23 protein-coding genes are annotated in these 23,346 nt (G+C 66.4%); 6 read left to right on the top strand and 17 right to left on the bottom strand.

All coding sequences use genetic code 11. From position 1 onward, the window contains the following. Positions 1–146 precede the first annotated feature (146 nt). The 4 genes from ABQF13_RS01935 to ABQF13_RS01920 are packed head-to-tail and all read left to right on the top strand — an operon-like array spanning position 147 to position 4,503. Positions 147–929: an enoyl-CoA hydratase/isomerase family protein gene (locus ABQF13_RS01935; RefSeq protein WP_448390992.1), complete on the top strand. Its 783-nt coding sequence runs from the start codon at positions 147–149 to the stop codon at positions 927–929. Continuing rightward, complete coding sequence (locus ABQF13_RS01930) at positions 926–1,828, top strand: alpha/beta hydrolase (RefSeq protein ID WP_448390991.1); 903 nt, start codon at positions 926–928, stop codon at positions 1,826–1,828. The genes ABQF13_RS01935 and ABQF13_RS01930 overlap by 4 nt, the downstream gene beginning before the upstream one ends. Beyond that, a complete protein-coding gene (locus ABQF13_RS01925; RefSeq protein ID WP_448390990.1) occupies positions 1,825–3,192 on the top strand; it encodes a flavin-containing monooxygenase in 1,368 nt (455 codons plus the stop codon). The genes ABQF13_RS01930 and ABQF13_RS01925 overlap by 4 nt, the downstream gene beginning before the upstream one ends. Positions 3,193–3,246: 54 nt before the next feature. Further along, the gene (locus tag ABQF13_RS01920) at positions 3,247–4,503 is read left to right on the top strand and encodes a PucR family transcriptional regulator (protein ID WP_448390989.1); all 1,257 of its coding nucleotides are present in this window, start codon (positions 3,247–3,249) and stop codon (positions 4,501–4,503) included. Here the strand turns inward: ABQF13_RS01920 and ABQF13_RS01915 are convergent. From ABQF13_RS01915 to ABQF13_RS01865, 11 genes are all read right to left on the bottom strand, one after another. Next, entirely contained in the window at positions 4,497–6,050 is a 1,554-nt protein-coding gene (locus tag ABQF13_RS01915; RefSeq protein ID WP_448390988.1) for an acyl-CoA synthetase, read from the bottom strand. The genes ABQF13_RS01920 and ABQF13_RS01915 overlap by 7 nt on opposite strands. A gap of 134 nt (positions 6,051–6,184) precedes the next feature. Further along, a complete protein-coding gene (locus ABQF13_RS01910) occupies positions 6,185–7,381 on the bottom strand; it encodes a TetR/AcrR family transcriptional regulator (protein ID WP_448390987.1) in 1,197 nt (398 codons plus the stop codon). Positions 7,382–7,460: 79 nt separating this feature from the next. Further along, entirely contained in the window at positions 7,461–8,219 is a 759-nt protein-coding gene (locus ABQF13_RS01905; RefSeq protein WP_448390986.1) for an enoyl-CoA hydratase/isomerase family protein, read from the bottom strand. A gap of 2 nt (positions 8,220–8,221) precedes the next feature. Continuing rightward, complete coding sequence (locus ABQF13_RS01900; protein WP_448390985.1) at positions 8,222–9,052, bottom strand: SDR family NAD(P)-dependent oxidoreductase; 831 nt, start codon at positions 9,050–9,052, stop codon at positions 8,222–8,224. 21 nt (positions 9,053–9,073) lie between these two features. Beyond that, positions 9,074–9,487 (bottom strand): MaoC/PaaZ C-terminal domain-containing protein, encoded by a 414-nt coding sequence (locus tag ABQF13_RS01895; protein ID WP_448390984.1) that lies wholly within the window; start codon positions 9,485–9,487, stop codon positions 9,074–9,076. Continuing rightward, on the bottom strand, positions 9,484–9,942 hold the full coding sequence (locus ABQF13_RS01890) for a MaoC family dehydratase N-terminal domain-containing protein (RefSeq protein WP_448390983.1): 459 nt from the start codon (positions 9,940–9,942) through the stop codon (positions 9,484–9,486). The genes ABQF13_RS01895 and ABQF13_RS01890 overlap by 4 nt, the downstream gene beginning before the upstream one ends. A 1-nt stretch (position 9,943) precedes the next feature. Next, positions 9,944–11,128: a lipid-transfer protein gene (locus ABQF13_RS01885; RefSeq protein ID WP_448390982.1), complete on the bottom strand. Its 1,185-nt coding sequence runs from the start codon at positions 11,126–11,128 to the stop codon at positions 9,944–9,946. 178 nt (positions 11,129–11,306) lie between these two features. Further along, positions 11,307–12,584, bottom strand: a complete 1,278-nt coding sequence (locus tag ABQF13_RS01880; RefSeq protein ID WP_448391374.1) for a M16 family metallopeptidase — start codon at positions 12,582–12,584, stop codon at positions 11,307–11,309. A gap of 76 nt (positions 12,585–12,660) precedes the next feature. Further along, on the bottom strand, positions 12,661–14,931 hold the full coding sequence (locus ABQF13_RS01875) for a polyribonucleotide nucleotidyltransferase (RefSeq protein WP_448390981.1): 2,271 nt from the start codon (positions 14,929–14,931) through the stop codon (positions 12,661–12,663). A 299-nt stretch (positions 14,932–15,230) separates the two neighbouring features. Continuing rightward, a complete protein-coding gene (rpsO, locus tag ABQF13_RS01870; protein ID WP_448390980.1) occupies positions 15,231–15,500 on the bottom strand; it encodes a 30S ribosomal protein S15 in 270 nt (89 codons plus the stop codon). Between the two features lie 125 nt (positions 15,501–15,625). Next, complete coding sequence (locus ABQF13_RS01865) at positions 15,626–16,606, bottom strand: bifunctional riboflavin kinase/FAD synthetase (protein ID WP_448390979.1); 981 nt, start codon at positions 16,604–16,606, stop codon at positions 15,626–15,628. A gap of 80 nt (positions 16,607–16,686) precedes the next feature. Between ABQF13_RS01865 and mntR the strand changes: the two genes are divergently transcribed. After that, positions 16,687–17,391 carry a manganese-binding transcriptional regulator MntR gene (mntR, locus tag ABQF13_RS01860; RefSeq protein WP_448390978.1) on the top strand — a complete coding sequence of 235 codons (705 nt, stop codon included), beginning with the start codon at positions 16,687–16,689 and terminating at the stop codon, positions 17,389–17,391. Here the strand turns inward: mntR and ABQF13_RS01855 are convergent. The 4 genes from ABQF13_RS01855 to ABQF13_RS01840 are packed head-to-tail and all read right to left on the bottom strand — an operon-like array spanning position 17,388 to position 20,352. Continuing rightward, a complete protein-coding gene (locus ABQF13_RS01855) occupies positions 17,388–17,795 on the bottom strand; it encodes a DUF6632 domain-containing protein (protein ID WP_448390976.1) in 408 nt (135 codons plus the stop codon). The genes mntR and ABQF13_RS01855 overlap by 4 nt on opposite strands. 48 nt (positions 17,796–17,843) lie before the next feature. Beyond that, positions 17,844–18,728, bottom strand: coding sequence for a tRNA pseudouridine(55) synthase TruB (truB, locus tag ABQF13_RS01850; RefSeq protein WP_448390975.1), 885 nt, complete (start codon positions 18,726–18,728; stop codon positions 17,844–17,846). Beyond that, the gene (pptT, locus tag ABQF13_RS01845; RefSeq protein WP_448390973.1) at positions 18,725–19,399 is read right to left on the bottom strand and encodes a 4'-phosphopantetheinyl transferase PptT; all 675 of its coding nucleotides are present in this window, start codon (positions 19,397–19,399) and stop codon (positions 18,725–18,727) included. The genes truB and pptT overlap by 4 nt, the downstream gene beginning before the upstream one ends. Positions 19,400–19,401: 2 nt before the next feature. Then, positions 19,402–20,352, bottom strand: coding sequence for an ACP phosphodiesterase PptH (locus ABQF13_RS01840; RefSeq protein WP_448390972.1), 951 nt, complete (start codon positions 20,350–20,352; stop codon positions 19,402–19,404). Between the two features lie 164 nt (positions 20,353–20,516). Here ABQF13_RS01840 and ABQF13_RS01835 point away from each other — a divergent pair, with 164 nt between their 5' ends. Beyond that, complete coding sequence (locus ABQF13_RS01835) at positions 20,517–21,089, top strand: DUF3558 domain-containing protein (RefSeq protein WP_448390970.1); 573 nt, start codon at positions 20,517–20,519, stop codon at positions 21,087–21,089. Here the strand turns inward: ABQF13_RS01835 and ABQF13_RS01830 are convergent. Both ABQF13_RS01830 and ABQF13_RS01825 read right to left on the bottom strand, forming a co-directional pair. Next, positions 21,086–22,153, bottom strand: coding sequence for a DUF7064 domain-containing protein (locus tag ABQF13_RS01830; RefSeq protein ID WP_448390969.1), 1,068 nt, complete (start codon positions 22,151–22,153; stop codon positions 21,086–21,088). The genes ABQF13_RS01835 and ABQF13_RS01830 overlap by 4 nt on opposite strands. Beyond that, positions 22,150–23,286, bottom strand: a complete 1,137-nt coding sequence (locus ABQF13_RS01825; protein WP_448390968.1) for a sulfotransferase family protein — start codon at positions 23,284–23,286, stop codon at positions 22,150–22,152. Before ABQF13_RS01825 ends, ABQF13_RS01830 begins: the two co-directional genes overlap by 4 nt. Between the last annotated feature and the right edge of the window lie 60 nt (positions 23,287–23,346).

The raw sequence follows: 23,346 nt of genomic DNA, 5'->3' as shown, positions 1-23,346 counted from the left end.
ATCGGACACCTACTCAACCTCATTGTGGTGATGCGCGGCGCATATGGAAGACCCACAGCCAGGTTCGCGCAGGCTGCACAACACGGCTGTGGATCTCTGTGCAGGACGACATGGCCCATGCCAGCCGACGGCGCTTAGCTGCACTCATGGCCTCTGTCCGAATTGACCGCGACGGTCGTGTTGCGCACCTGGTGCTCGCCCGCCCGGAGCGCCGCAACGCACTCGATGAGGAACTCGTCGACGACCTCGATGCGGCCGTGGCCGAACTGGAATCTGCCTCGGGCATCGGCTGCGTGGTGGTTCGCGGTGAGGGACCCGGGTTCAGCTCCGGAATCGATGCCGCCACGCTGGCGAAGCTCGCTACAGCCGAAGGGCTTCGGCGTATTCGCAGCGTTTTCGTTGCCGCCTACGAGCGGCTCGAACGGCTGCCGTTACCGACGGTTGCGAGCGTGCACGGCTGGGCGATCGGTGCCGGATTCGAGCTGGCCTTGGCGTGCGATCTGCGGGTGGTCACCGCGGACGCGACGCTGGGTCTGCCGGAAACCCGGATGGGTGTGGTGCCAGATGTCGGCGGCACCGGCCGGCTGGTGTCGCTGTTGGGCGCCGGCCGGGCCAAAGAACTCATCCTCACGTCGGCGATGATCGACGGAACGCGGGCCGGGCGACTCGGCATCGCCACCCGCGTCACATCGGCTGCCAAGCTGACGGCCGCCACATCCGCACTGACCGACGAACTTTTGGCCTGTTCCACCACCGCCAACGGGCTGGCCAAACGCATCATCGACCGAGCCGCCCGGCCGACGTGGGACGACACGCTCGACGATGAACTCGATGCGCAACTGCTGTGCATCGACACTCCCGAGTTCGCCACCGCCTATCGCCGGTTCCTCGACGCACCAGGTTCCAACACTCCCCAGGCCCGGCGATGAAGCGGATCGAGCTCGAACTGTCCGTCGACGAAACCAAAATTGCGGCATGGCATTACGCCGCCGACGGCATCCATCCTCGACCATGCGTGGTAATGGCGCACGGGTTCTGCGGAACCCGAGACGCGGGTCTGGTGGGTTTCGGCGAACGCTTCGCGGGTGCCGGCATCGATGCCCTGTGCTTCGATTACCGCGGCTTCGGCGCATCCGGCGGCCGCGCGCGCCAGGTCATCGACTTCGCCGGCCAACGTCGCGACTACCACGCCGCCGTCGCCGCGGCACGCGAGCTGCCACACGTGGACGGTGTCGCGATCTGGGGCACGTCGCTGTCGGGTGGACACGTGTTCGCCGTGGCGGCCGAACGACGTGACCTGGTCGCAGCGGTCGCGCTGACTCCGATCGTCGACGGGCTCGCGACCCTGCTGCGGATGCGCCGAGAGATTCCGCCGAGGGCGGCGGTGCAGCTCACCGCGGCCGCGGTACGTGACTCGATCGGCGCCCGCACCGGGCGTTCGCCCGTGCTGCTGCCCGCCGTGGGACCGCCCGGCAGCGCGGCGATGCTCACCACCTCCGACGCGCTACCGGGGTACCTGGCGGCTGCCGCAGACGCGCCGCTGTGGCGCAACGAGTTCGCTGCGCGAATGCTGCTGGCCGTCCCCGGTTACCGGCCGGCCCGGCTCGCCGACCGCATTAGCTGCCCGATGCTGGTGCAGATCGCTGCGGCCGACCGCAACGCCCCAGCCGATCTCGCCCGCGCCGCGGCCCAGCGCGCCCGCGCAGTGGTGCACGAGTACCCAGCTGTCGGCCATTTCGACGTCTATGACCGTGGTCTGGCATTTGAATCCGTTGTCAACCACCAGATCTCGTTCCTGTCATCGCTTGTGGAAAGGACCGCATCATGACCGTTGTCAAGCCACCCACCCGGGCCTGCGTGATTGGCGCCGGATCGGCTGGTCTGGCCGCGTGCGTCGGACTGAAGGGTGCCGGGATCGATTTCGATTGCTATGAAAAGAGCGACCGGGTCGGCGGCCTGTGGGTCTTCGACAATCCCAGCGGTACCGCGGCCGCGTATCGCACGCTGAGCTCCAATGCTCCCAAAACGTATATGGGCTATCACGATTTTCCGATGTCGGACCACCTGCCTGCCTACCCCAGCCACTGGGACTTCGCCCGGTACTTCGACGACTATGCGCGACACTTCGGGATCCACCCACACATTCGGTTCCAGACCGAGGTGAGCAACGTGTCACCTGCCCCCGGAAGTGGCTTCTCGGTACGACTGGCCGACGGCCGCACCGAGAACTACGACGCCGTGCTTGTGGCAAACGGTCATCACTGGGACAGACGCATGCCGGAGCCGATGTTCCCCGGAACATTCGACGGCGTCCTGATGCACTCGCGGGACTACCGTGATCCGGCGTTTCTCGCCGGTAAGCGCGTGGTGGTGGTCGGAATCGGCAACAGCGCAGTCGATATCGCGGCCGAAGCTGCCCATATGGCCGACGAAACATACCTTTCAGTTCGACGCGGCGCGCACATCATGCCCAAGTATGTCTTCGGGATGGCACCGCCGAACTGGCTGCTGAACTCGGCCTCGCACAAACCCGGTCGCATGATGCTGGGAGCGTTGATGCGACTGGCCAACGGCCGCAGCCAAGACTGCGGGCTGCCGGTGCCGGATCACGCCTTCGGCGACGCTCACCCCACCATGTCGGCATCCGTCATGGACGAGTTGCGGCTGGGCCGGATAACACCCAAACCACAGATCGCCGAACTACTCGGTGACCGTGTCCGGTTCGTCGACGGCTCGCTGGTGGAAGCCGACGTGATCGTGTGCGCTACCGGGTACAAGATCACGTTTCCGTTCTTCGACGAGTCTTACATTTGCGCCCCCGACAACCAGATCGCGTTGTATCAACGCGTGGTGCATCCGGACCGGCCCGGCGTCTTCTTCGTCGGCCTCTGCCAGCCGCTCGGCGCCATTCAACCCCTGGCTGAACTGCAGGGCAAGTGGATCGGCGAACTACTGGCTGGGCGCTCCGCGCTGCCAGACCGCGATGCGATGAACCGTGCGATCGACGCCGATCAACGTTGGCTCGCTAAGCGCTTCGTCGCTTCCACCCGCCATACGGTTCAGGTGGATCACAACCACTACCTCAAGACCTTGCGACGCGAGATGCGGGCCGGACGACGCCGTGCGCGTCGGCTCGGCTCGGACAGCGCCGGTTCGGCGTCCCGCCCGCCCGGATTGGTACCCGTACGGTGACCGGCGCGACAACGGCTCGCCCGCACCGATACCGTGACCGGTAGCATCGTCTCGGTGGTCGATCCGCTCACCGCCCATGATGCGATCATCGAGTGTGCGCATGATCTGGGTGCGCGGCTTGACGACGTCGCCGTGACACTCAGCGAGCAGCTCGCCGGGTCGGTTCCCGAGTTCTTCGAGGACGACGATCTGGTGCGTGACGTCGAGGCCAGCGCCTATGGCAATGTCGCCGCGATGCTTTCGGTGTTCCGTTCGGAGAACGTGGCGGAAGAGGTGGCGATCCGCCCGGAGGTCACCGCGTTCGCCTCCACCGTCGCGCGTCGCCAATTGCCACTCGAATCCCTGATCCAGTCCTACCGGGTTGGCCAGACCCTGTTCTCCCGGCTTTGGATGGATGTCCTCGCCGAACGGCTCACCGAACAAGACGTTTTCATTGAAGCGATCCACCGCAGCTTCGATCAGCTGAACGTGTATCTCGACCGCGTTGTCACACAGTTGGTCTCCGATTACGAACGGGAACGTGATCGTTGGTTGCGAGGAGCGGCGGCGCGTCGCGCCGCACTGGTCGAGCGGCTGCTGCGCGGTGATCGGATACCCGTCGATCACGCCAGCCATCAACTCGATCACGACCTGCGTGCGCCACAGACCGCCCTGATCGCTTGGATGCCTTCACACGGTGAGGTCGAGCAGCAACTCGCGGCGCTGGACGTTTGCCTCACTTCGATCATGTCCGCGGCCGGCGCATCGCGGATGCTGATGCTGCCCGTGGGCACTTGCGCCATGTGGGCGTGGATCGCCGGCGAATTGGACCACGCTCGGCTCGCCGCCGGGGCAAACAAGCTGCCACATCCCGACGTCCTGATCGCGGTCGGTCAGACCGCGCACAGCGACGACGGCTTCCGGATCAGCCATGAGCAGGCATTGCGCACGCGCCGCGTCGCGTCCCGGATGCCGGCACCACCGCGGGTCACGTTGCACGCCGACGTCGCGACGGTCGCATTGCTCGCCCATGATCAAGATGAGGCCCGACGGTTCGTGGCCAGGACGCTCGGCGAACTTGCGGCTAGGACGAGCACCGCCGAGCAGTTGCGGGAAACGCTTTGGGTGTTCTTGCAGGAGGGCGGCAACACCCGCCGAGCCAGCGAACGACTGTTCATGCACCGCAATACCGTGCTGTACCGGCTGCAGCGGATCGAGGCGCTCTTGGGCCATCCGCTGGAAGATCGACGGCTCGATGTCGAGGTGGCCCTGCTGCTCACCACAACATTCGGCGATGAAATGCTGCCGGCCGATCCGCCGGGCGGCTACTGAACCTGCACATCGTGCCCTGCCCAATACCGCTTGCGCAGCTCACGTTTGAGGACTTTTCCGGCTCCGGAGACGGGCAGCGCGTCGACGAACTCGACGCTGCGCGGCGCCTTGTATCCGGCGATGTGGCGCTTGGCGTGTTCGCGGATTTCGTCGCCCGACGTGCGCACGCCGGGTTGCAGCACAATTACAGCGTGCACCCGTTCGCCCCAACCCGGGTCGGGCACCCCGATGACCGCGCACTGCGCCACCGCCGGATTGTGTGCGACGGCGTCTTCCACCTCGACCGAGTACACGTTCTCGCCGCCCGTGACGATCATGTCCTTCATTCGGTCCACGATGAACACATAGCCCTCACCATCCATGTATCCGCCGTCGCCGGTGCGCATCCAGCCATCACGCAGGGCTGCGGCCGTCTGATCGGGTTTGTTCCAATAGCCGGTCATCACATTGCCGCCGCGCACGACGATTTCACCGACCGCGCCCAGCGGCACTTCCGTGCCTTCGTTATCGACGATGCGCACCTCACAGTTGGGCACCGCGCGGCCGGCCGAACGCAGCAGGTGTCTGTCGGTGTGGTCCCCGGGTCCCAGCATCGTCGCGATCGGCGCCAGTTCGGTCATTCCGTAGGCCTGGGTGAAGGAAGTCTGGGGCAGGGCAGCCGTGGCGCGTTCGAGCAATGCCTGCGGGATCGGCGAGGCACCGTACAAAATGGCGCGCAGGCTCGACAGATTGTAGGTACCAAGGTCGGGATGGTCGATGAGCGCCTGCAGCATGGTCGGTACCAACGCGACATCGGTGACGCGCCGGTTCTCGATGGTGGCCAACACCGTGGCCGGATCAAAGCGCGGGACCATCACATGCGTTCCGCCGAGCAGTGTGGCCGCACCCCAGGCGGCGAGGTCGGCGAGGTGAAACATCGGCGCGGCATGCAGGTAACGGGTTTCGCGCTGCGGTTCGAACAGGTAGCCGGAGGCCACAGCGCCCAGCCAGGAGGTCACCATCGCGGCATGTGACAGCATCACCCCCTTGGGGTCTCCGGTGGTCCCGCCCGTGTAGAACAGCCCCGCCAGCGCGTCGCCGCCTCGCCTGGCATCGGATGTGGCCTGCGCGTTGGCGATCAGCTGCTCGTAATCCACCGCATCATCGGGCGGTGGGCCGTCACCGGTGTAGATCACCGCCGGCATCTGCTCGCAGGTCGTTCGGATCTCGGCAAGCATATCGCGGTGCGCCTCGTCCACAATCAGCACGACAGCGCCGGAATCGCGGAGGGCGTAGCTGATTTCGCCGGCGCTCCATCGGATGTTCAGTGGGGCGAGCACGGCATCGGCCCACGGCACCGCGAGCAGGTATTCGTGGTAGCGATCCGAGTTCATCGACAGCATGGCGACTCGATCACCGGTACCCACGCCCAGGCTGCGAAGCCCACCGGCCAGTCTGGCCACCCGCTCGGCAACGGCGCGAAATGTCTGCTCGCGTCCGCCACAGATCGTCATGACCGCATCAGGGCTTTGTTGCACCCCTCGATGCAATCCTTGGGTCAGATACATTGCTTGGCCTTTCAGCCGATGGCACAGGTTCACCGCCGAGCATAGGAGTTCGGAGGGGCCGCAAAAGCCCAAAGTTGCAACCTGCCAGCGAATCTCGAATAGTTTGGTCAACGGCACAAGCGGTCAGACGGTGGTCAGCCGAAACCCAGCACCGCAGCGCTGACCGCAAGGGAGGCAGCGTCGACATTGGCGAAGACGCGCAGGTGCGGTGTGGCCGCCACGTCGTTGATCACCCCGAGTGCCGCCTGCACCCTGATCCGGCACTGAATCGGATCCCACCCCGGTTCGACTTGACGGAGCATGTGCACCCACTCGGCGATGTATTCGTGCTGCGCCGCACGGGCCCGGTGTTGTTCCTCGGCCGGAAGCTGACCTACCTCCGAAATGAGCAGGGCAATGGCTTCAGGGGTTTCGAAGACGTATTCGGCGTAGCCGGCCAGCAATCGCTCCAGCGCATCCCGTGGGCCGGCCGCCCGCGCAACCTGTCGACGCATATCCGCATGCAGCAGTTCGCGTCCCCGCGATATCGCCGTCGCGAGGATGTCTTCCTTGGCAGCAAAATGGTTGTAGACACTGGGCCCGGCGATGCCGACGCTGGCCCCGATATCGTCGATGCCAACGCTGGCAAAACCGTTGCGCGCAAACAGCTTCATCGCCGCTTTCAGTATCTCTTCGCGCCGGCTCGGTGACCAGCCGGCTGTGCTATCACCGGTCCGCACAGGTGCGCGCCGCAACCGGGGCACGATCACCCGGATCACCGAGTGCATCATCTCCGTCATCAACCGCACGAACCGATCTGTCGGCAGACTCAGGCTGTGGAAGGACACGCTGGTGGCCACCGCCAGAATGCACCATGCGAGCAGGTCGGCGACTGTGTCGTCAACGCCGCGACGTTGCCGCGCCACCAGTTGTGCCAGCCGGGTCCCGATATCGCGTAACCGGTGCCGCAGAGCGGCGTTGGCCTCAGGCGACAGGTGGCGTGACTCAGCGTGCCAGAGGGCCCCGATAGCGCGGTGCTCCAACATGGTTTCGGCAATCGCGGCAATCGGCTCGGTGGCCGGATCGGCCAGCAGGCGGTCCAGGAGCGCATCAACGACGCCAAGCGCATCCGCCACGACGGCGTAAAGCAGATCCTCTTTGTTGGAAAAATGCCGATACAGGGCCGACGGTCCGATCGCGACCCTTTCGGCGATCTCCTTCATCGAAACTTGTGTATACCCGTTGCAGTAGAACAGGTCTGTAGCCGCAACGATGATGAGGCGGCGGCGATTGGCCGGGCGGGTACCCCGCACTGGAGGATCCGCCGGCGGTCCGTCCGGCCCTGTCACCATTCATCTACCTCGTCATTCGGCTGGCACCCCTTGGCGCACCGCGGCCGATCGTATCCGGTGCGCCGCCGACCCGTACCAGTCACGAGCCGGTCGCAAACCGCCTGATCTTCTCGACCGCGCCGCGATCGCGTAGGGCGAACGACTGTGCACGTGTCTCGGCGAGCAACTGATCTGCGAGGTTCGATGTCACGGCGTTGTCGATCAGCTCGCGGGTTGCCACGACGGGATAGCGGTTTCGGGCCAAATCACCGGCGAGCGTATAGGCCTGGTTCAGGAGTTCATCGTCGGGTACCCACCGCCAGATCAAGCCCCAGCGCTCAGCCTGTTCAGCATCGATTCGGCCGCCGGTAAGCGACATGCCGAGCGCCCGGGCCCGGCCCACCAGCCGGGGCATTATCCAGGTCGAACCGGCGTCGGGCACGATGCCCAGGGAATGCACCTGCGGGACCAGAAAGTACGCCGATTGCGCGGCGATCGTGATGTCGGCGAGCAGGGCCAGGCCCACGCCTCCGCCTGCACACGGTCCGTTTACTGCGACCAGTACGGGTACGGGTGCATCGAGGATGGCACGACACATCGGGTTCAGGCTCGCTGACATCCCGCGCTCTACAGCTGCCGCGAGCTCACCGACATCGGCGTCCAGATCGATCAGGTCCATCCCGGCCGAGAAGCCTCGGCCCGCGCCGGTGATCACCAATGCGCCCACCTCGTCGCTGGCCGTGAGGTCGCCTACAGCGGTGCGGATGTCGTCCATGACCGTCCACGTCAACGCGTTGAGTCGGTGCGGTCGCTGCAACGTGATTGTGGCGATGCCGCCGTGAATACCGATGTGCACCACGGTCAGATGTTGAACCCGCCGGCACAGACCAACGTCTGCCCGCTGACATAGTCGGACTCCGGTGTGCACAGCAGGTAGACCGCGCCTGCGGCCTCTTCCGGGCTCCCGCTGCGGCCCAGAGGGATCGACTGCTCCATCACCGCCAGCAGGTTCGGGTTGACTCCGACCTTGATTGTCCGCCCTGCAACGTCGATGCTGCCGTCACCGTGGGCAGGTGTATCGGTGAGCCTGGTCCGGATCAGCCCGAACGCAACGGTGTTCACCGTGACGTTGTAACGGCCCCACTCCTTGGCGATAGTCTTGGTCAGGCCGGCGACGCCGGCTTTGGCCGCGGCATAGTTGGCCTGGCCGGGATTGCCGCCCAGACCAGCGACCGAGGAGATATTGACGACTTTGCGGCAGGGCACCGCGATACGTTCCGCCTTCGCTGATTTCACGAGTTGCGAGATCACGGGCTGGGCTGCGCGCAGAATCCGGAACGGCGCCTTCAGATGAACGTCGAGGACGGCGTCCCACTGTTCATCGGTCATCTTCTGGATTACCGAATCCCAGGTGTAGCCCGCGTTGTTGACGATGATGTCCAGGCCGCCGAAAGCGTCCACCGCGGCGTTGATGAACGTCTCGGCGAAACCGTCGTCGGTGACGCTGCCCGGTACCGGCACCGCCCTACCGCCTATGCGCTCGATCGCGCGGGCGGTCTCGGCGGCGGGGTCTTCGTCGAGGTCGTTGACAACGACGGCGGCGCCCTCGGTCGCCAGCTTCAGTGCGATGCAGTTGCCGATGCCGCGACCGGCTCCGGTGACGATGGCCACCTTGCCGCTCAGAGTTCCCATCTTGTGCTCCTACAGTTGTTTTCAGATCGCCACAACGGCGTCGCCGGATAGCGTCTCGGTGCCATCGGCCAGCGTGACCGACAACGCAAGGGTGACCCGGCGTTCCCCGTCGACCATGTCGACGGAAACGACGCGTCCGCGGGCGGTCGGCTCGGCGTTTACCGGCGTGATCGCGCAGAACCGGACCCCGTAGGACCGGATGGCTGCCGGTTCTACCCAGCCGGTCAGCAGCCGGGCCAGATAGGCCATCGAGAGCATGCCGTGGGCGAAAACGTCCGGCAGGCCCGCCGACTTCGCGACGTCGATATCGATGTGCATCGGGTTGTGGTCGCCGGAGGCCCCGGCGAACAATGCCAGCGTCGTCCGGCTGACAGCTCCGAGTTGCAATGGAGGAAGTTCGGCGCCGACCTGAGGAACGAACGATTCGACCGTCATTTCATGACCTCCGGGTTCTGAACGACCAGAACAGATTTGAGGTCTGCTACCGTGCTGCCGTCGTGACGGAGGACGGTAGTGTCCTTGACCACGAACTCCAGGGCACCACCTTTCTTGCTGTAGACGTCGACGATCTTGGGCCTGGCCGTCACGACATCCCCGGCATAGGCGAGCGAGTGGTAGACGAACCGCTGTTCGCCGTGCAGCACCCGGCGAAGGTCGATTCCCAGCTCGCTGACCCAGTCGAACGGGTCGGGCCGCTCGAGCTCGATGGCGAACAGAAACGTCGGTGGCGCAGGAAGCCCGGGGTGCCCGGCCGCCTTCGCCAGCTGTTCGTCGATGTAGATCGGGTTGGCTTCGCCGATCGCCTTGGCGAAGAACTTCAGCCGTCCGGCGTCGAGAGCCAGTTCGGTTGGGGGCAGTTCAGTGCCCGTCACGGTCGGGTCGACGGCCACGTCAGGTCACCTTCTCGTACAGGCTTACAACGGCCGCGCCACCTAAACCGATGTTGTGTTGCAACGCAAGTCCGACTCCGTCGACCTGCCGTGCGCCTGCCGTTCCACGCAACTGCCACACCAACTCCGCGCACTGCGCCAACCCGGTGGCGCCCAGCGGGTGCCCCTTGGACAGCAGTCCTCCGGACGGGTTGGTGACGACCCGGCCGCCATAGGTGTTGTCGCCGTCGGCGATGAACTTCTCGGCGGTGCCCTCGGGCGTGAGGCCGAGTGCCTCATAGCTGAGCAGTTCGTTGGTAGTGAAGCAGTCATGCAATTCGACCACTCCGATATCCTCGGGTCCAACACCGGCCGCGTCGTATACCTGCTGCGCCGCGGCTTTGGTCATGTCATAGCCGACGATCTTGATCATCGACCGTTCTGCGAAGCTCGAGGCTGAATCGGTGCTCATCGCCTGGGCGCGCACTGCGACCGTGGCGGCGATGTCGAACTTCTTCGCATAGCTCTCGCTCACCAGAATCGCCGCGGCGGCACCGCATGTCGGCGGACAGCACTGCAGACGGGTCAGCGGGCCGTAGATCGTCGGTGCGGCCAGCACCTCCTCGACCGTGACCGGGTCGCGGAACACGGCGTACCGATTGTACGCCGCGTGCTTGCGCGCCTTGACCGCTATTCGGGCGAAAACCTCCTCGTCCATGCCGTGTCGCTGGCAGTACTCCCGGCCGGCGCCGCCGAAATACTGTGCGGCGAAAGGGGCATCGCTTTCACCTTGGATTCCGTGCACGACCTCGGAGAAACTGTCGAACGGTGTCGGCCTGTCGGTGTAGGCCATCTCCAGCGCACCGTGGCGCATCTGCTCGAACCCCAGCGCGAGGACGACATCGGCGACGCCATGTTCGATGGCTTGACGCGCCAGGAACAGAGCCGAGGAACCAGTGGCGCAGTTGTTGTTGACGTTGACGACGGGAATGCCGGTGGTGCCCAACCGGTACAGCGCGGCTTGTCCCGATGTCGAGTCGCCGTAGACGTACCCGACGTAGGCTTGTTGGACCGCTTGGTAGGCAACTCCCGCGTCGGCCAACGCCGCGCGGGTGGCCTGTTCTCCCATCACATCGTAGGTATCGGTGGTGCGGGGTGTGCGAAACGGAATCATCCCGACGCCGGCGACAAGTACGCGATTTCCCATCAAGGCTCCTGACCGTGGATCTTCCCCGCAGAGACTAGCGGTAATTCACTTAGTCAGCAATATGCGTCAATTATCCACTAAATAGTGGATAATTTGCGGAGCGCAGCTTCGCAGGAAGTGACACGGCTATACCAGATTCACTTCCAGTGCGACGTCGGGAACAGGCGAGTCGGTTGCGTCAGCCTGCTATCGCCCGAAGCGGCTGCGGTAGCGAGCTTTTCGAATGTTGCGGGCCCAGCACGGCGCCACCGTAGGGCCTGGTCAGCAAGCGGCGCGCCACCGCGTTCACCTCATCGAGGGACACGGCTTCGATCTTGGCGAGGGTGTGCTCGATGGTGCGGTGTTCGCCGAAGTTCAACTCGCTGCGGCCGATACGGTTCATCCGCGAACCCGAGTCCTCCAGCCCCAGCACCAGTCCGCCCCGCAGCGAGCCCTTCGAGATGCGGCACTCCGCTTCGGTGAGGCCGTCGCGCGCCACGCTCGCCAGCACGTCGGTGGTCACCGTGACCACGTCGTCGAAGCGCTCGGGTGAGCATGCGGTGTAGATGGACAGCGCACCGCTGTCGGAGAAGGTGTCGACGGTCGAGTACACCGAGTACGCCAGCCCGCGGGCCTCCCGGATCTCTTGGAACAGCCGCGAACTGAGGCCGCCGCCGAGCGCGTTGTTGAGCACCGCCAGCGCCCAGCGATGCTCCCAGTGACGTCCCGGTGTCCGCACGCCCAGCGACAGATGAGTCTGCTCGGAGTCGCGGTTGACCACTTGCAGGCTCGGCTGCCCGCCCACCCGGCCGGTGCCCTTGCGCGGCGGTGTCGGTTTTCGCCCGGAGATCAGCCGCGGCCCGAAGTACTCCCGTACCAGCGCGACGACATCGTCGTGGTCGACGTTTCCGGCGACCGCGACCACCATGCGTTGCGGGGTGTAGCGGCGCACGTGGAATGAGTGCAGCTGCCCGCGGGTCATCGCCGCGACGGAATCCACGCTGCCGATGACCGGGCGGCCGACCGGATGCGCACCGAACATCGCCGCCAGGAATACGTCGCCGAGCGTGTCTTCGGGGTCGTCATCGCGCATCGCGATCTCCTCGAGCACCACATCGCGTTCGACCTCGACGTCGTCGTGCGCGCAGCGGCCGCGCAGCACCACATCGGCGACCAGGTCCACGGCCAACTCCAGGTCGGTGTTGAGCACGTGCGCGTAGTAGCAGGTGTGCTCGCGGGCGGTGAACGCGTTCAGCTCTCCCCCGACGGCGTCCATGGCCTGGGCGATGTCCACCGCCGTGCGCGTCGGCGTCGACTTGAACAGCAGGTGCTCCAGGAAGTGCGCGGCGCCGGCGACGGTCGGTCCCTCGTCTCGGGAGCCGACGTCGACCCACACCCCGACCGATGCCGAATGCACCGACGGGAGGTACTCGGTGACCACCCGCAAGCCGCCCGGCAACAGCGTGCGCCGCACCATCGGGGGGCGGGCGGGCGACGATGTCGTGAGGTCCCGGGCCGATGACTGCGCGTCATCTCCGGCGCGGCGCAACGCCCTAGCTGCTGCCTGTGGCGGCATCTGCCGACGCGGTCTCCGAGTCGGAATCAGCCGGTGCGTCGTCGTCGACGAGGACCAGCGAGATCTTGCCGCGGTTGTCGATGTCGGCGATCTCCACGCGCAGCTTGTCGCCGACCTTGACGACGTCTTCGACCTTGCCGATGCGCTTGCCGCGACCGAGCTTGGAGATGTGCACCAACCCGTCACGGCCCGGCAGCAACGATACGAATGCGCCGAAATCGGTTGTCTTGACGACAGTTCCGAGGAAACGCTCGTTGATCTTGGGCAGCTGCGGGTTGGCGATCGCGTTGATCTTGTCGATCGCGGCCTGCGCCGACGGGCCGTCGGTGGCCCCGACGAACACGGTGCCGTCGTCCTCGATGGAGATCTGCGCACCGGTGTCCTCGGTGATCTGGTTGATGACCTTGCCCTTGGGCCCGATCACCTCGCCGATCTTGTCCACCGGCACCTTGATCGTGGTGATCCGCGGCGCGTACGGGCTCATCTCATCGGGCCCGTCGATCGCCTCGTTCATCACCTCGAGGATGGTCAGCCGCGCGTCCTTGGCCTGCGCCAGCGCTCCGGCGAGCACCTGCGACGGGATGCCGTCGAGCTTGGTGTCGAGCTGCAGCGCGGTGACGAACTCCTTGGTGCCAGCCACCTTGAAGTCCATGTCGCCGAATGCGTCCTCGGCGCCGAGGATGTCGGTCAGCGCGACGAAGCGGCGTTCGACTTTGCCGTCCACTTCAATGTCGTCAGACACCAGGCCCATCGCGATGCCGGCGACCGGCGCCTTCAGCGGCACACCGGCGTTGAGCAGCGCCAGCGTCGACGCGCACACCGAGCCCATCGACGTGGAGCCGTTGGAGCTCAACGCCTCTGAGACCTGGCGGATCGAGTACGGGAACTCCTCGATGCTGGGCAGCACCGGCATCAGCGCCCGCTCGGCCAGCGCGCCGTGGCCGATCTCGCGGCGCTTGGGCGAGCCGACCCGGCCGGTCTCACCGGTCGAGTACGGCGGGAAGTTGTAGTGGTGCATGTAGCGCTTGGAAGTTTCAGGTCCCAGCGAGTCGATCTGCTGGGCCATCTTCATCATGTCCAGCGTGGTGATGCCGAGGATCTGCGTCTCACCGCGCTCGAACAGCGCGCTGCCGTGCGCGCGGGGCACCACGGCCACCTCGGCGCTCAACGCGCGGATATCGGAAATGCCGCGGCCGTCGATGCGGAAATGATCGGTCAGGATGCGTTGGCGCACAAGCTTCTTGGTCAGCGACCGGAACGCCGCGCCGATCTCCTTCTCGCGGCCGGCGTACTGTTCGGCCAGCCGGTCGAGCACCTCGACCTTGATCTCGTCGGTGCGGTCGTTGCGCTCCTGCTTACCGGCGATGGTCAGCGCTTCGGCGAGCGCGTCGTTGGCCACCGAGGCGACGGCGTAGTAGACGTCGTCCTCGTACTCGGGGAACACCGGGTATTCAGCGACCGGCTTGGCGGCGCGTTCGGCCAGCTCCTGCTGAGCGCGCACCAGCGTACTGATGAACGGTTTGGCAGCCTCGAGCCCTTCGGCGACAACGGTTTCCGTCGGCGCCTGCGCTCCCCCCTCGACGAGTTCTATGACGTTGTCGGTGGCTTCGGCCTCGACCATCATGATCGCGACCTCGTCGTCCTGCCCGTCGCTACCGGCGACGACACGGCCGGCGACGACCATGTCGAACACCGCACGCTCGAGCTGCTCGACGGACGGGAACGCCACCCAGGTGCCGTCTATCAGCGCCACCCGCACAGCGCCGATGGGGCCGGAGAACGGCAGCCCGGCCAGCTGGGTGGAGATCGATGCGGCGTTGATCGCCACGACGTCGTAGAGCTGGTTGGGATCCAGCGACATCACCGTGACGACGACCTGGATCTCGTTGCGCAGACCGTCGACGAACGACGGCCGCAGCGGACGGTCGATCAGCCGGCAGGTCAGGATCGCGTCGGTGGACGGACGGCCCTCGCGGCGGAAGAACGAGCCGGGGATGCGGCCGGCGGCATACATGCGCTCTTCGACGTCGACGGTCAGCGGGAAGAAGTCGAAGTGGTCCTTCGGGTTCTTGCTGGCGCTGGTCGCCGACAGCAGCATGGTCTCGTCGTCGAGGTAGGCGACGGCGGAGCCGGCGGCCTGCTGGGCCAGCCGGCCGGTTTCAAAACGGATGGTGCGGGTGCCGAAGCTCCCGTTGTCGATCACGGCGGTGGATTCGAATACGCCGTCTTCGATTTCAACTACAGACATATGCGTCCGTATGGCCTCTCTGGATTCGTCTTCTGCTGTTTCGCGTCGTCACAGCGTAGGAACCACCGGCCTGGATGCGGCTACGGCCATCGATCGAAGCTGCCGGTTCGGTCCCGAAACGGGAAACCCGGCAGCCACTACCGAAGACCGCCCGATCTAGGCGGGTTCCCGATATGACGCGCGGGAGCGGTTCTTGCGGAACTGCGAAAACCGCACCCGGACGTTCGAGCCGGAATGGCTGGTGAACTCATCCATCGTACATTGCAGCAGGTACGGGGCCGACCCCACTGCAGACGACGTCAGCGCCGCAGGCCCAGACGTTCGATCAACGAGCGGTAGCGCTCCACGTCGACCTGTGCGACGTACTTGAGCAGCCGGCGCCTGCGGCCGACCAGCAGCAGCAGCCCACGGCGGGAGTGGTGGTCGTGCTTGTGCACCTTGAGGTGCTCGGTCAGGTCGATGATCCGCTTGGTCAGCAGCGCGACCTGGGCCTCCGGCGAGCCGGTATCAGTCTCATGCAAGCCGTAGGAGGCCAGGATTTCTTTCTTCTCTTCGGCGGTGAGCGCCACGAAGTAACTCCAATTCCATCGGTCCGCGACAAATTTCTTCCGGGTGGCCACCGCGAACTGCAGCACATCCGGGCCGGCTGTGGAGTTTAGCAGCGGGCGGGTTCTGCCACGAAATCCGCCGTGGTTCACCGGCCCAGGATCGACCGTGCCCGCTCGGTGTCGGCGCCCATCGCCTCGATGAGGTCGTCGACGTCGGCGAACTTCTCCTGCCCGCGGATGCGCGCGACGAAGTCCAGCGCGACGTGCTGGCCGTACAGATCGGCCTCGGTGTCGAGGACGAACGCCTCCACGGTGCGGGTGCGTCCGGAGAACGTGGGGTTGGTGCCCACCGACACCGCGGCCTGGTAGCGCTCCCCCGGAATGACCGAGCCGGCGATCGGGCCGTAACCCAGGACGGTGAACCACGCCGCGTACACCCCGTCGGCGGGGATCGCCGCATACATCGGCGGCGCGACGTTGGCCGTCGGAAAACCGAGCACCTTGCCGCGGCCGTCGCCCCGGACCACCACGCCCTCGACGCGGTGCGGCCTGCCGAGCGCCTCGGCGGCGGCCACCACGTCACCGGCGTCCACGCAGGACCGGATGTAGGTCGACGAGTACGTGACGGCCTCATCGTGGGAGTGTTCGGTCACCTCGGAGACCAGCGACATGTTCTCGACGGAAAAGCCGAACCGCTCGCCGGCCTTGCGCAGCAGCTCGACGTTGCCCGCGGCCTTCTTGCCGAATGTGAAGTTCTCCCCCACCACGACCTCCACGACATGCAGGCGTTCGACGAGCAGTTCGTGGATGTAGCGCTCCGGGGTCAGCTTCATGAAGTCGGCGGTGAACGGCATCACCAGGAACACGTCGACGCCGAGCTCCTCGACCAGTTCGGCGCGCCGGGTCAGCGTGGTCAGCTGGGCGGGATGGCTGCCGGGGAATACGACCTCCATCGGATGGGGATCGAACGTCATCACCACCGTCGGCACGCCACGGGCGTGGCCGGCCTTCACCGCCCGGCTGATCAGCTCTTGGTGACCGCGATGCACACCGTCGAAAACACCGATCGTGATAACGCATCGGCCCCAATCGGTGGGGATCTCCTCCTGTCCGCGCCAGCGCTGCACAGTGGCTAGCCTACGGCGCGGCGCGCGGCCCGGCTCCGCGAGATCCCCGGTTTAGGTGACGATTGCCTAAACTTTGAGCTGTGAGCGTTGCCGGCGATGCGCAGGACCTGACGACGGTGGCCCAGGACTATCTGAAAGTCATCTGGACCGTCCAGGAGTGGTCGCTGGAAAAGGTCAGCACCAAGGTGTTGGCCGAGCGGATTGGGGTGTCGGCCAGCACGGCCTCGGAGTCCATCCGCAAGCTCGCCGATCAGGGGCTGGTCAACCACGAGAAGTACGGCGGGGTGACGTTGACCGACTCCGGCCGGGCCGCCGCGTTGGCGATGGTGCGCAGGCACCGGCTGATGGAGACGTTCCTGGTGCGCGAACTCGGCTACAGCTGGGACGAGGTGCACGACGAGGCCGAGGTGCTCGAGCATGCGGTCTCGGACCGAATGCTCGACCGCATCGACGCCAAGCTCGGCTATCCCACCCGCGATCCGCACGGCGATCCGATCCCTGCCCCCGACGGTCGGGTCCCTACACCGGACGCGCGGCAACTGTCGGAGTGCAGCGACGGTGACACCGGCACGATCGCGCGAATCTCCGACGCCGACCCCGAGATGCTGCGGTACTTCGACAGCGTGGGCATCGCGCTGGACTCGCGGTTGCAGGTGCTGGCCCGCCGTGACTTCGCGGGCATGATCTCGGTGGCGGTCAAGTCCGCCGACGCCGCCGAGAACGAACCGGGCGCCACGGTGGAGTTGGGCAGCCCAGCCGCGGAAGCGATCTGGGTGATCGGCTAGCCGGGACTCACGGCTGCGGGCTCGGACCGGGTGACGCCGGAAGCCCGCACCAGCACCGCCACCGCGATCGCCGCCACCAATAGGGCGGGCACGTCGCCGACCAGATGGCCCATCTGGTGCTCGCTGGTAAACGACTGCACTGCCATGATCACCGCGTGCACGACGCTGGACCACACGGCGAACCAGATCAGGCTGAGATGGTCCCTGGGGTTACGCGCGGCGATCAACAGAAAAACCCCGAGCGTGACGTACAGGCCGACGATCATCATGAAGTAGTCGGAGTGATGCGGCGGCCCCGAATGCCAGGCCCACCCCGAGGGCCACAGCGCGGCCAGCGGATACAGGCAGATGGCGACGATGCCGAACACGGCGAGAACGATCTGGAGAGCTTTGTACGGGGACATGTCGTGGCTCCCATCTGAACGGGGCTCTCAGTATGCGCCGAACAGGGGCTACAGGGTGGCTGGACGCAACACCACGACGGATTTCGTGCGTTTCGGCTCGTCCAGCAACAACGCGATGACGCGCCCGTCGGTGGCGGTGGCCGCGTAGACGCCCGGGATCCCGGCGGGGGCCAGCGCGCGGCCGTGGCTGGCGGACTCGGCCTCCTCGGCCGTCAGATCCCGACGCGGAAACGACAGCAGGCAGGCGGCGTCGAGTGAATACGACAGGCGCGGTTGGTCGGCCAGGGCATCGAGGGTGCGCGCCTCGTCCAGCCCGAACGCGCCGACGCGGGTGCGGTGCAGCGCGGTGAGGTGCCCGCCGACGCCCAGCGCGGCGCCGACGTCACGGGCGAGCGCGCGGATGTAGGTGCCGCTGGAGCAGTCCACCTCGACGTCCACGTCGAGCGGGCCATCGGAGTGACGACGCACCGCGAGCACGTCGAACCGGTCGATGCGCACCCGCCGCGGCGCCAACTCGACGGGCTGCCCCTCACGGGCGAGCTTGTAGGCCCGCTGTCCGCCGACCTTGATCGCACTGACCGCCGACGGCACCTGATCGATCTCGCCGTGCAGCGCGGCCACCGCCGCCTCGATCTGGGCGTCGGCCACCTCGGCTGTCGAAACCGTCTGCAGCACCTCCCCTTCGGCGTCTTCGGTGGAGGTGGTCTGGCCCAGCCGGATCGTGGCGGCATACGACTTGTCGGTCGCGGTCAACAGCCCGAGGATCTTGGTGGCGCGCTCGACGCCGACCACCAGCACACCGGTCGCCATCGGGTCGAGGGTGCCGGCGTGGCCGACCTTTCGGGTGCCGAAGATGCGCCGGCACCGACCGACCACGTCGTGGCTGGTGAAACCCGCCGGCTTGTCGACGATGACAAGACCCGCCTCGGTCATAAGACGATGGCGGTCAGAGCCAGACCGTTACGCACCGACCAGCGCCCCGACAACGTCTCCAGCGGTGGCCCGCTCAGCGCGGCCGGGTCGATCAAGATGCGGGACACGAACCGGCCTGCGCTGCCGGTCTCGTCGACGTCGAACACGATGTGGGCGTCCTCGAACCCCAGCCAGCGCCGGGTCAGCGGATACCACGCCTTGTAGGTCGCTTCCTTGGCGCAGAACAGGATTCGGTCCCAGTGCAGACCACTCTGAAGCTCGCGCAGTTCGGTTCGCTCCGCGGGCAGGCTGATCGCGTCGAGCACACCGTCGGGCAGCACACCGTGCGGTTCGGCGTCGATACCGACCGACCGCACCGCACCCATTCTGCCGACGGCCGCGCCGCGGAACCCCTCGCAATGAGTCAGGCTGCCCACGACGCCGTCGGGCCAGCGCGGTTCACCCTTGTCCCCCTTCAGAATCGGTGCGGGCGGCACGCCGATCTGGCGCAGGGCCTCGCGCGCGCAGTGGCGCACGGTGACGAACTCGTTGCGCCGCTTGGCCACCGAACGCGCGATCAACGGCTCCTCTTCGGGCAGCGGCGCGAGGTCGGCCGGATCGTCGTAGGTTTCGGCGGCAGCAAGCTCGCCGACGGCCGCCGGAAGAACACCGGACAGCAGGTTGGCGGCCATCCTCACGACCGTCTCTGCCGGATGCGCTGCTGCACCTTGGCGGCGTTGTCGCGCATCTCCTGCGTGATCTCGAAGTGGCCGCCGAACTCGTTGAGGTAACCGGGCGGATAGGCGGGGTCGGGCAGGACCTGGCGCAGCCAGCGGTACGGCTTGCGCCGGCGCCACTCCCGCGGATAGCCGACCGACACCTCCTCGAACCGCACGCCGTCATACCAAGTGGTGCGCGGGATGTGCAGGTGCCCGTACACCGAGCAGACGGCGTTGTAGCGGGTGTGCCAGTCCGCGGTGGCCGTCGTACCGCACCACAGCGAGAACTCCGGATAGAACATCGCCTCGCACGGTTCGCGGACCATCGGGAAGTGGTTCACCTGCACGGTCGGCATCATCCAGTCGAGGTCCTCGAGCCGCTTGCGGGTGTAGGCCAGCCGCTCGCGGCACCACGCGTCGCGGGTGGCGTAGGGCTCCGAGGACAACAGGAATTCGTCAGTGCCGACGACATTGCGCTCCCGCGCGATCGCCAGGCCTTCGGCCTTGGTGGCCGCCCCCGCCGGCAGGAACGTGTAGTCGTACAGCAAAAACATCGGCACGATGGTCGCCGGCCCGCCCTCCTCGGTCCACACCGGATAGGGGTGCTCGGGGGTGATGACGCCCATCTCGTCGCACATGTTGACGAGGTAGTCGTAGCGGGCCTTGCCGAAGATCTGCATCGGGTCGCGGTTGGTGGTCCACAGCTCGTGGTTGCCCGGAATCCAGATCACCTTGGCGAACCGTTTGCGCAGCAGATCCAGCGCCCAGTAGATCTCGTCGGTGCGTTCAGCGACGTCCCCTGCGACGATCAGCCAGTCGTCAGGGGTCGCTGGGTGCAGCGCCTCGGTCACCGGTTTGTTGCCTGTGTGACCGGTGTGAAGGTCGCTGATCGCCCACAAGGTGGGTCGTCGGCCATCTCGGGTCACAGCCGACCAGCCTACTTGCGCGGTTGTGGTCGGCGGGCCCCCGCTCACCCGGCAACTAGAACATGTTCTTATTTATCCGTCCGGGGTGCAGGCGGCACCGCTACACTCCCCCGCAGGGTCGGACAACCCGCGGCGGCATGCCCGCCACGACAGCAGGAGGTCTGATGGTCGCCAAACTGCGCCTCGTCGCAGCGGCGTGTGCGCTGGTCGCGGCGGTGATCGTGGTGTGGCAGACCAACCCGTCCGGCCAGCCGGTCCAGGTGCGTGCCGCCGACCTGCCGATGACGAACGTCACGACCACCATCAAGTGGCCGGTGATCGAAACGGTCGATCCGTCGCCGTTCGATCCGTGCCAGGAGATCCCGCTCGGCGTGATCGAGAGCCTCGGGCTGGCGTTCACCCCGCCGGTCCCCGAAGACCAGCTGCGCTGCAGATACGACGCCGGTAACTACCAGATGGCCGTCGAGGCGATCGTCTGGCGCACCTACGAGGAGACGCTGCCGCCCGACGCCGTGCAGCTCGACATCAACGGTCACCGCGCCGCGCAGTTTTGGATCATGAAGCCGACCGACTGGAACAACCGCTGGTGGATCACCTGCATGGTGGCGTTCGACACCAGCTACGGCGTCCTTCAGCAGTCGCTGTTCTATTCACCGATCTACTCCGAACCCGACCCCGACTGCATGCAGACCAACCTGCAGCGCGCCCACGAGCTGGTACCGCACTACGTGTTCTAACGCGTCTCCTCGAGCTGGTCGGTGGGGCTCGAGCGCTCCAGCATGCCGATCGTCTCCTCGCCGTCCCAGCGGTAACGCACGCCCGCCTGCTGCAGGGCCGGAAAACTCCAGTCGGCCAGCTTGGCGAGTTGCTCAGCGGGGATATCGCCTGGGTCAGTGATGTCGTGGGTGGACAGCACGGTCTCGCCTTCGATGCGCACGGTGCCGCGCTCGGTCTCCAGCACGACGGAGACGTCGTCGCCGCGGGCGCGCAGCCGGCGCAGCCAGGGTGCCTGGACCACGCGGGCCGGAATCAGCCCTCCATCGCCGAGATAGAGGTAGCCCTCGTTGTAATTGGGTTGGCCGTCGGGTCGCGGCGGATAGGCGATGTAGCCGAACGCCCGCCCGCTGGGAAACAGTGCGGACTGCCAGCAGTGTCCCCAGAATCCCTCCAGCCGTCGCACGCCTTGGCGCCTGATCCGTAGCCCGCTGCCGGAGAAGGCGTGGCGCTGTCCGCCCGCGGCAACGGAACCGGTGGCGCGGAACAGCTGCTCGTAGCGCGGCCCACCCATCAGGTCACCGACCACCGTGGTCTTCAGCTGCTCATCGGCCGCGGGTTGCATGGCGCCCTGAACCCACGGTGGCACAGCCATTTTCGCCTTGACGTCGAATCGCAGGTCCACGAGCGGGCCGTCCTTGCGCCCGGCGGCCAGGTCGGCCGACGACGTTTGCACGGCCCGCCCGTCGAACGTCATGGTCCACACGTCGAACGGCGCCACGCATTCGAAGGCCAGCGGCCCGGCACCCAGCACGCTCGGATGCCCGTCCGCGCCCTCGACCGGCCTGCTCGGGGCGTCGTCGCGCAACCGGTAGACCCGGCCGTCGGCGAACGCGACGTTCACCTGGATGCTGTGCGCCTCCCAACTCGACGCCACCGCCTCGATGCCGATGCGGGGCAACCCGACCTCGCCGCGGTCGTCGAACACCCAGAAGCTCGCCGAATCCCGCATCTCGGGGTTTTCGGGCCGGGCGGCGAAGACAAACTCGCGGGCACCGTCGAGGCCGCCGGTCAGGGCACTGGTCATGGGCGCTGTCCCCCTGTGGGTATGTAGGTGTTGACGTAGTCGGCAAACAACGGCCGAATCGCGTTGGCGTTCAAGCCAAATGCCTGTGGGTCTGCTTTGGGGTGCGGCTCGCGTTGCTCGGCGTTCTCGGCCCACCACGCCTGCATCCGGGCGGTGAACTCCTCGGTGACCGGTTCGCCGAGCCACGCGTAGAGCCGGGTCACTTCGCCGACGGGGTCGGTCACCATCGAGCGAAAGTCGATGTCGTAGAAGCGATTCTCGGCACCGCCGCCGCGAAAGGCCATCACCCGCTCCATCCCGGTCGACCACTGGGCGACGTTGAGCCGGCCGAGGTAACGGGTGTCGAGGTGGTCGGTGAACCCGCCGACGATATCGGCGTAGACGTCAGCGACCGACAGCAACACGTCGGCCGGGTCGCGATGGGTCATCACGAAGCGGGCGTCGGGAAACACCCGGTCCAGGTACTGCAGCGAGAGCACGTGCGCGGGCGATTTCAGCCGCCACCGCCGGGCCTGCTCACCCCACTGCAGCAGCTTGAGCACCCGTTGCTGATAGCGGTAGGTCGACGTGAAATCGGCTTGGTCGACCAGCCATTCGGAATACGACGGGATCTGGGCATAGGCCTGAAAGATCTGGGATTTAAAGTCGAGCGCCATCAACTCCAGGCATTCCATCGGGCCGCGGATGTCGTTGGGCACGTGATGGCGGCTCCCGGCGATCAGCGTGCGTTCATCGGGCGGGATGCGCGGATCGTCGCCCCGGACGGTCGCAGGCGGCGGGCACGGCTGGGCCGACTCCCAGCTGCGCAGGTAGCGCACGCGCGGGTCCTGGGCGAGCAGGAACGACAGCGCGGTCGAGCCCGTGCGCGGCAACCCGAGCCCGAACAGCGGCGCGACGATTTGCTCGTCGCCGATCTCGGGATGGCGGCGGTACCAGTCCTCGACCTGCAGGCGCTGACATAGGTGCAACTCGATGCGCTGGTAGAGGAAGCCTTCACCGCGGGCGTTGAGCCGGGCCTCGTTCTCCAGCGCCCGGGTCAGCACCTCCAGCCCGTCGCGGAAGGCGTCGTCACCGAAGTCCTCGCACCCGGTCCGACTAACGGCTGCGGCCATCAACTCCTGCGCTGACGCCACGGTGCACCTCCACTCCGCGCGAACGTGGGTTACCCGCACGCGTTTCGGGCGGCTTTTTCC

Source organism: Mycolicibacterium sp. XJ879 (genome assembly GCF_053483935.1).
Note: the sequence above shows the minus strand (reverse complement) of the source record. Positions and strands in the feature narration are given on the sequence as shown.

Coding starts and splice junctions, on each gene's coding strand:
- ABQF13_RS01835 (WP_448390970.1), top strand. CDS start 20,517: ATGGTCGCCAAACTGCGCCTCGTCGCAGCGGCGTGTGCGCTGGTCGCG.
- pptT (WP_448390973.1), bottom strand. CDS start 19,399: ATGGCCGCCAACCTGCTGTCCGGTGTTCTTCCGGCGGCCGTCGGCGAG.
- ABQF13_RS01895 (WP_448390984.1), bottom strand. CDS start 9,487: ATGACGGTCGAATCGTTCGTTCCTCAGGTCGGCGCCGAACTTCCTCCA.
- ABQF13_RS01900 (WP_448390985.1), bottom strand. CDS start 9,052: ATGGGAACTCTGAGCGGCAAGGTGGCCATCGTCACCGGAGCCGGTCGC.
- ABQF13_RS01885 (WP_448390982.1), bottom strand. CDS start 11,128: ATGGGAAATCGCGTACTTGTCGCCGGCGTCGGGATGATTCCGTTTCGC.
- ABQF13_RS01855 (WP_448390976.1), bottom strand. CDS start 17,795: ATGTCCCCGTACAAAGCTCTCCAGATCGTTCTCGCCGTGTTCGGCATC.
- ABQF13_RS01880 (WP_448391374.1), bottom strand. CDS start 12,584: ATGGTGCGGCGCACGCTGTTGCCGGGCGGCTTGCGGGTGGTCACCGAG.
- ABQF13_RS01925 (WP_448390990.1), top strand. CDS start 1,825: ATGACCGTTGTCAAGCCACCCACCCGGGCCTGCGTGATTGGCGCCGGA.
- ABQF13_RS01935 (WP_448390992.1), top strand. CDS start 147: ATGGCCTCTGTCCGAATTGACCGCGACGGTCGTGTTGCGCACCTGGTG.
- ABQF13_RS01930 (WP_448390991.1), top strand. CDS start 926: ATGAAGCGGATCGAGCTCGAACTGTCCGTCGACGAAACCAAAATTGCG.
- truB (WP_448390975.1), bottom strand. CDS start 18,728: ATGACCGAGGCGGGTCTTGTCATCGTCGACAAGCCGGCGGGTTTCACC.
- ABQF13_RS01915 (WP_448390988.1), bottom strand. CDS start 6,050: ATGTATCTGACCCAAGGATTGCATCGAGGGGTGCAACAAAGCCCTGAT.
- ABQF13_RS01830 (WP_448390969.1), bottom strand. CDS start 22,153: ATGACCAGTGCCCTGACCGGCGGCCTCGACGGTGCCCGCGAGTTTGTC.
- ABQF13_RS01875 (WP_448390981.1), bottom strand. CDS start 14,931: ATGTCTGTAGTTGAAATCGAAGACGGCGTATTCGAATCCACCGCCGTG.
- ABQF13_RS01910 (WP_448390987.1), bottom strand. CDS start 7,381: ATGGTGACAGGGCCGGACGGACCGCCGGCGGATCCTCCAGTGCGGGGT.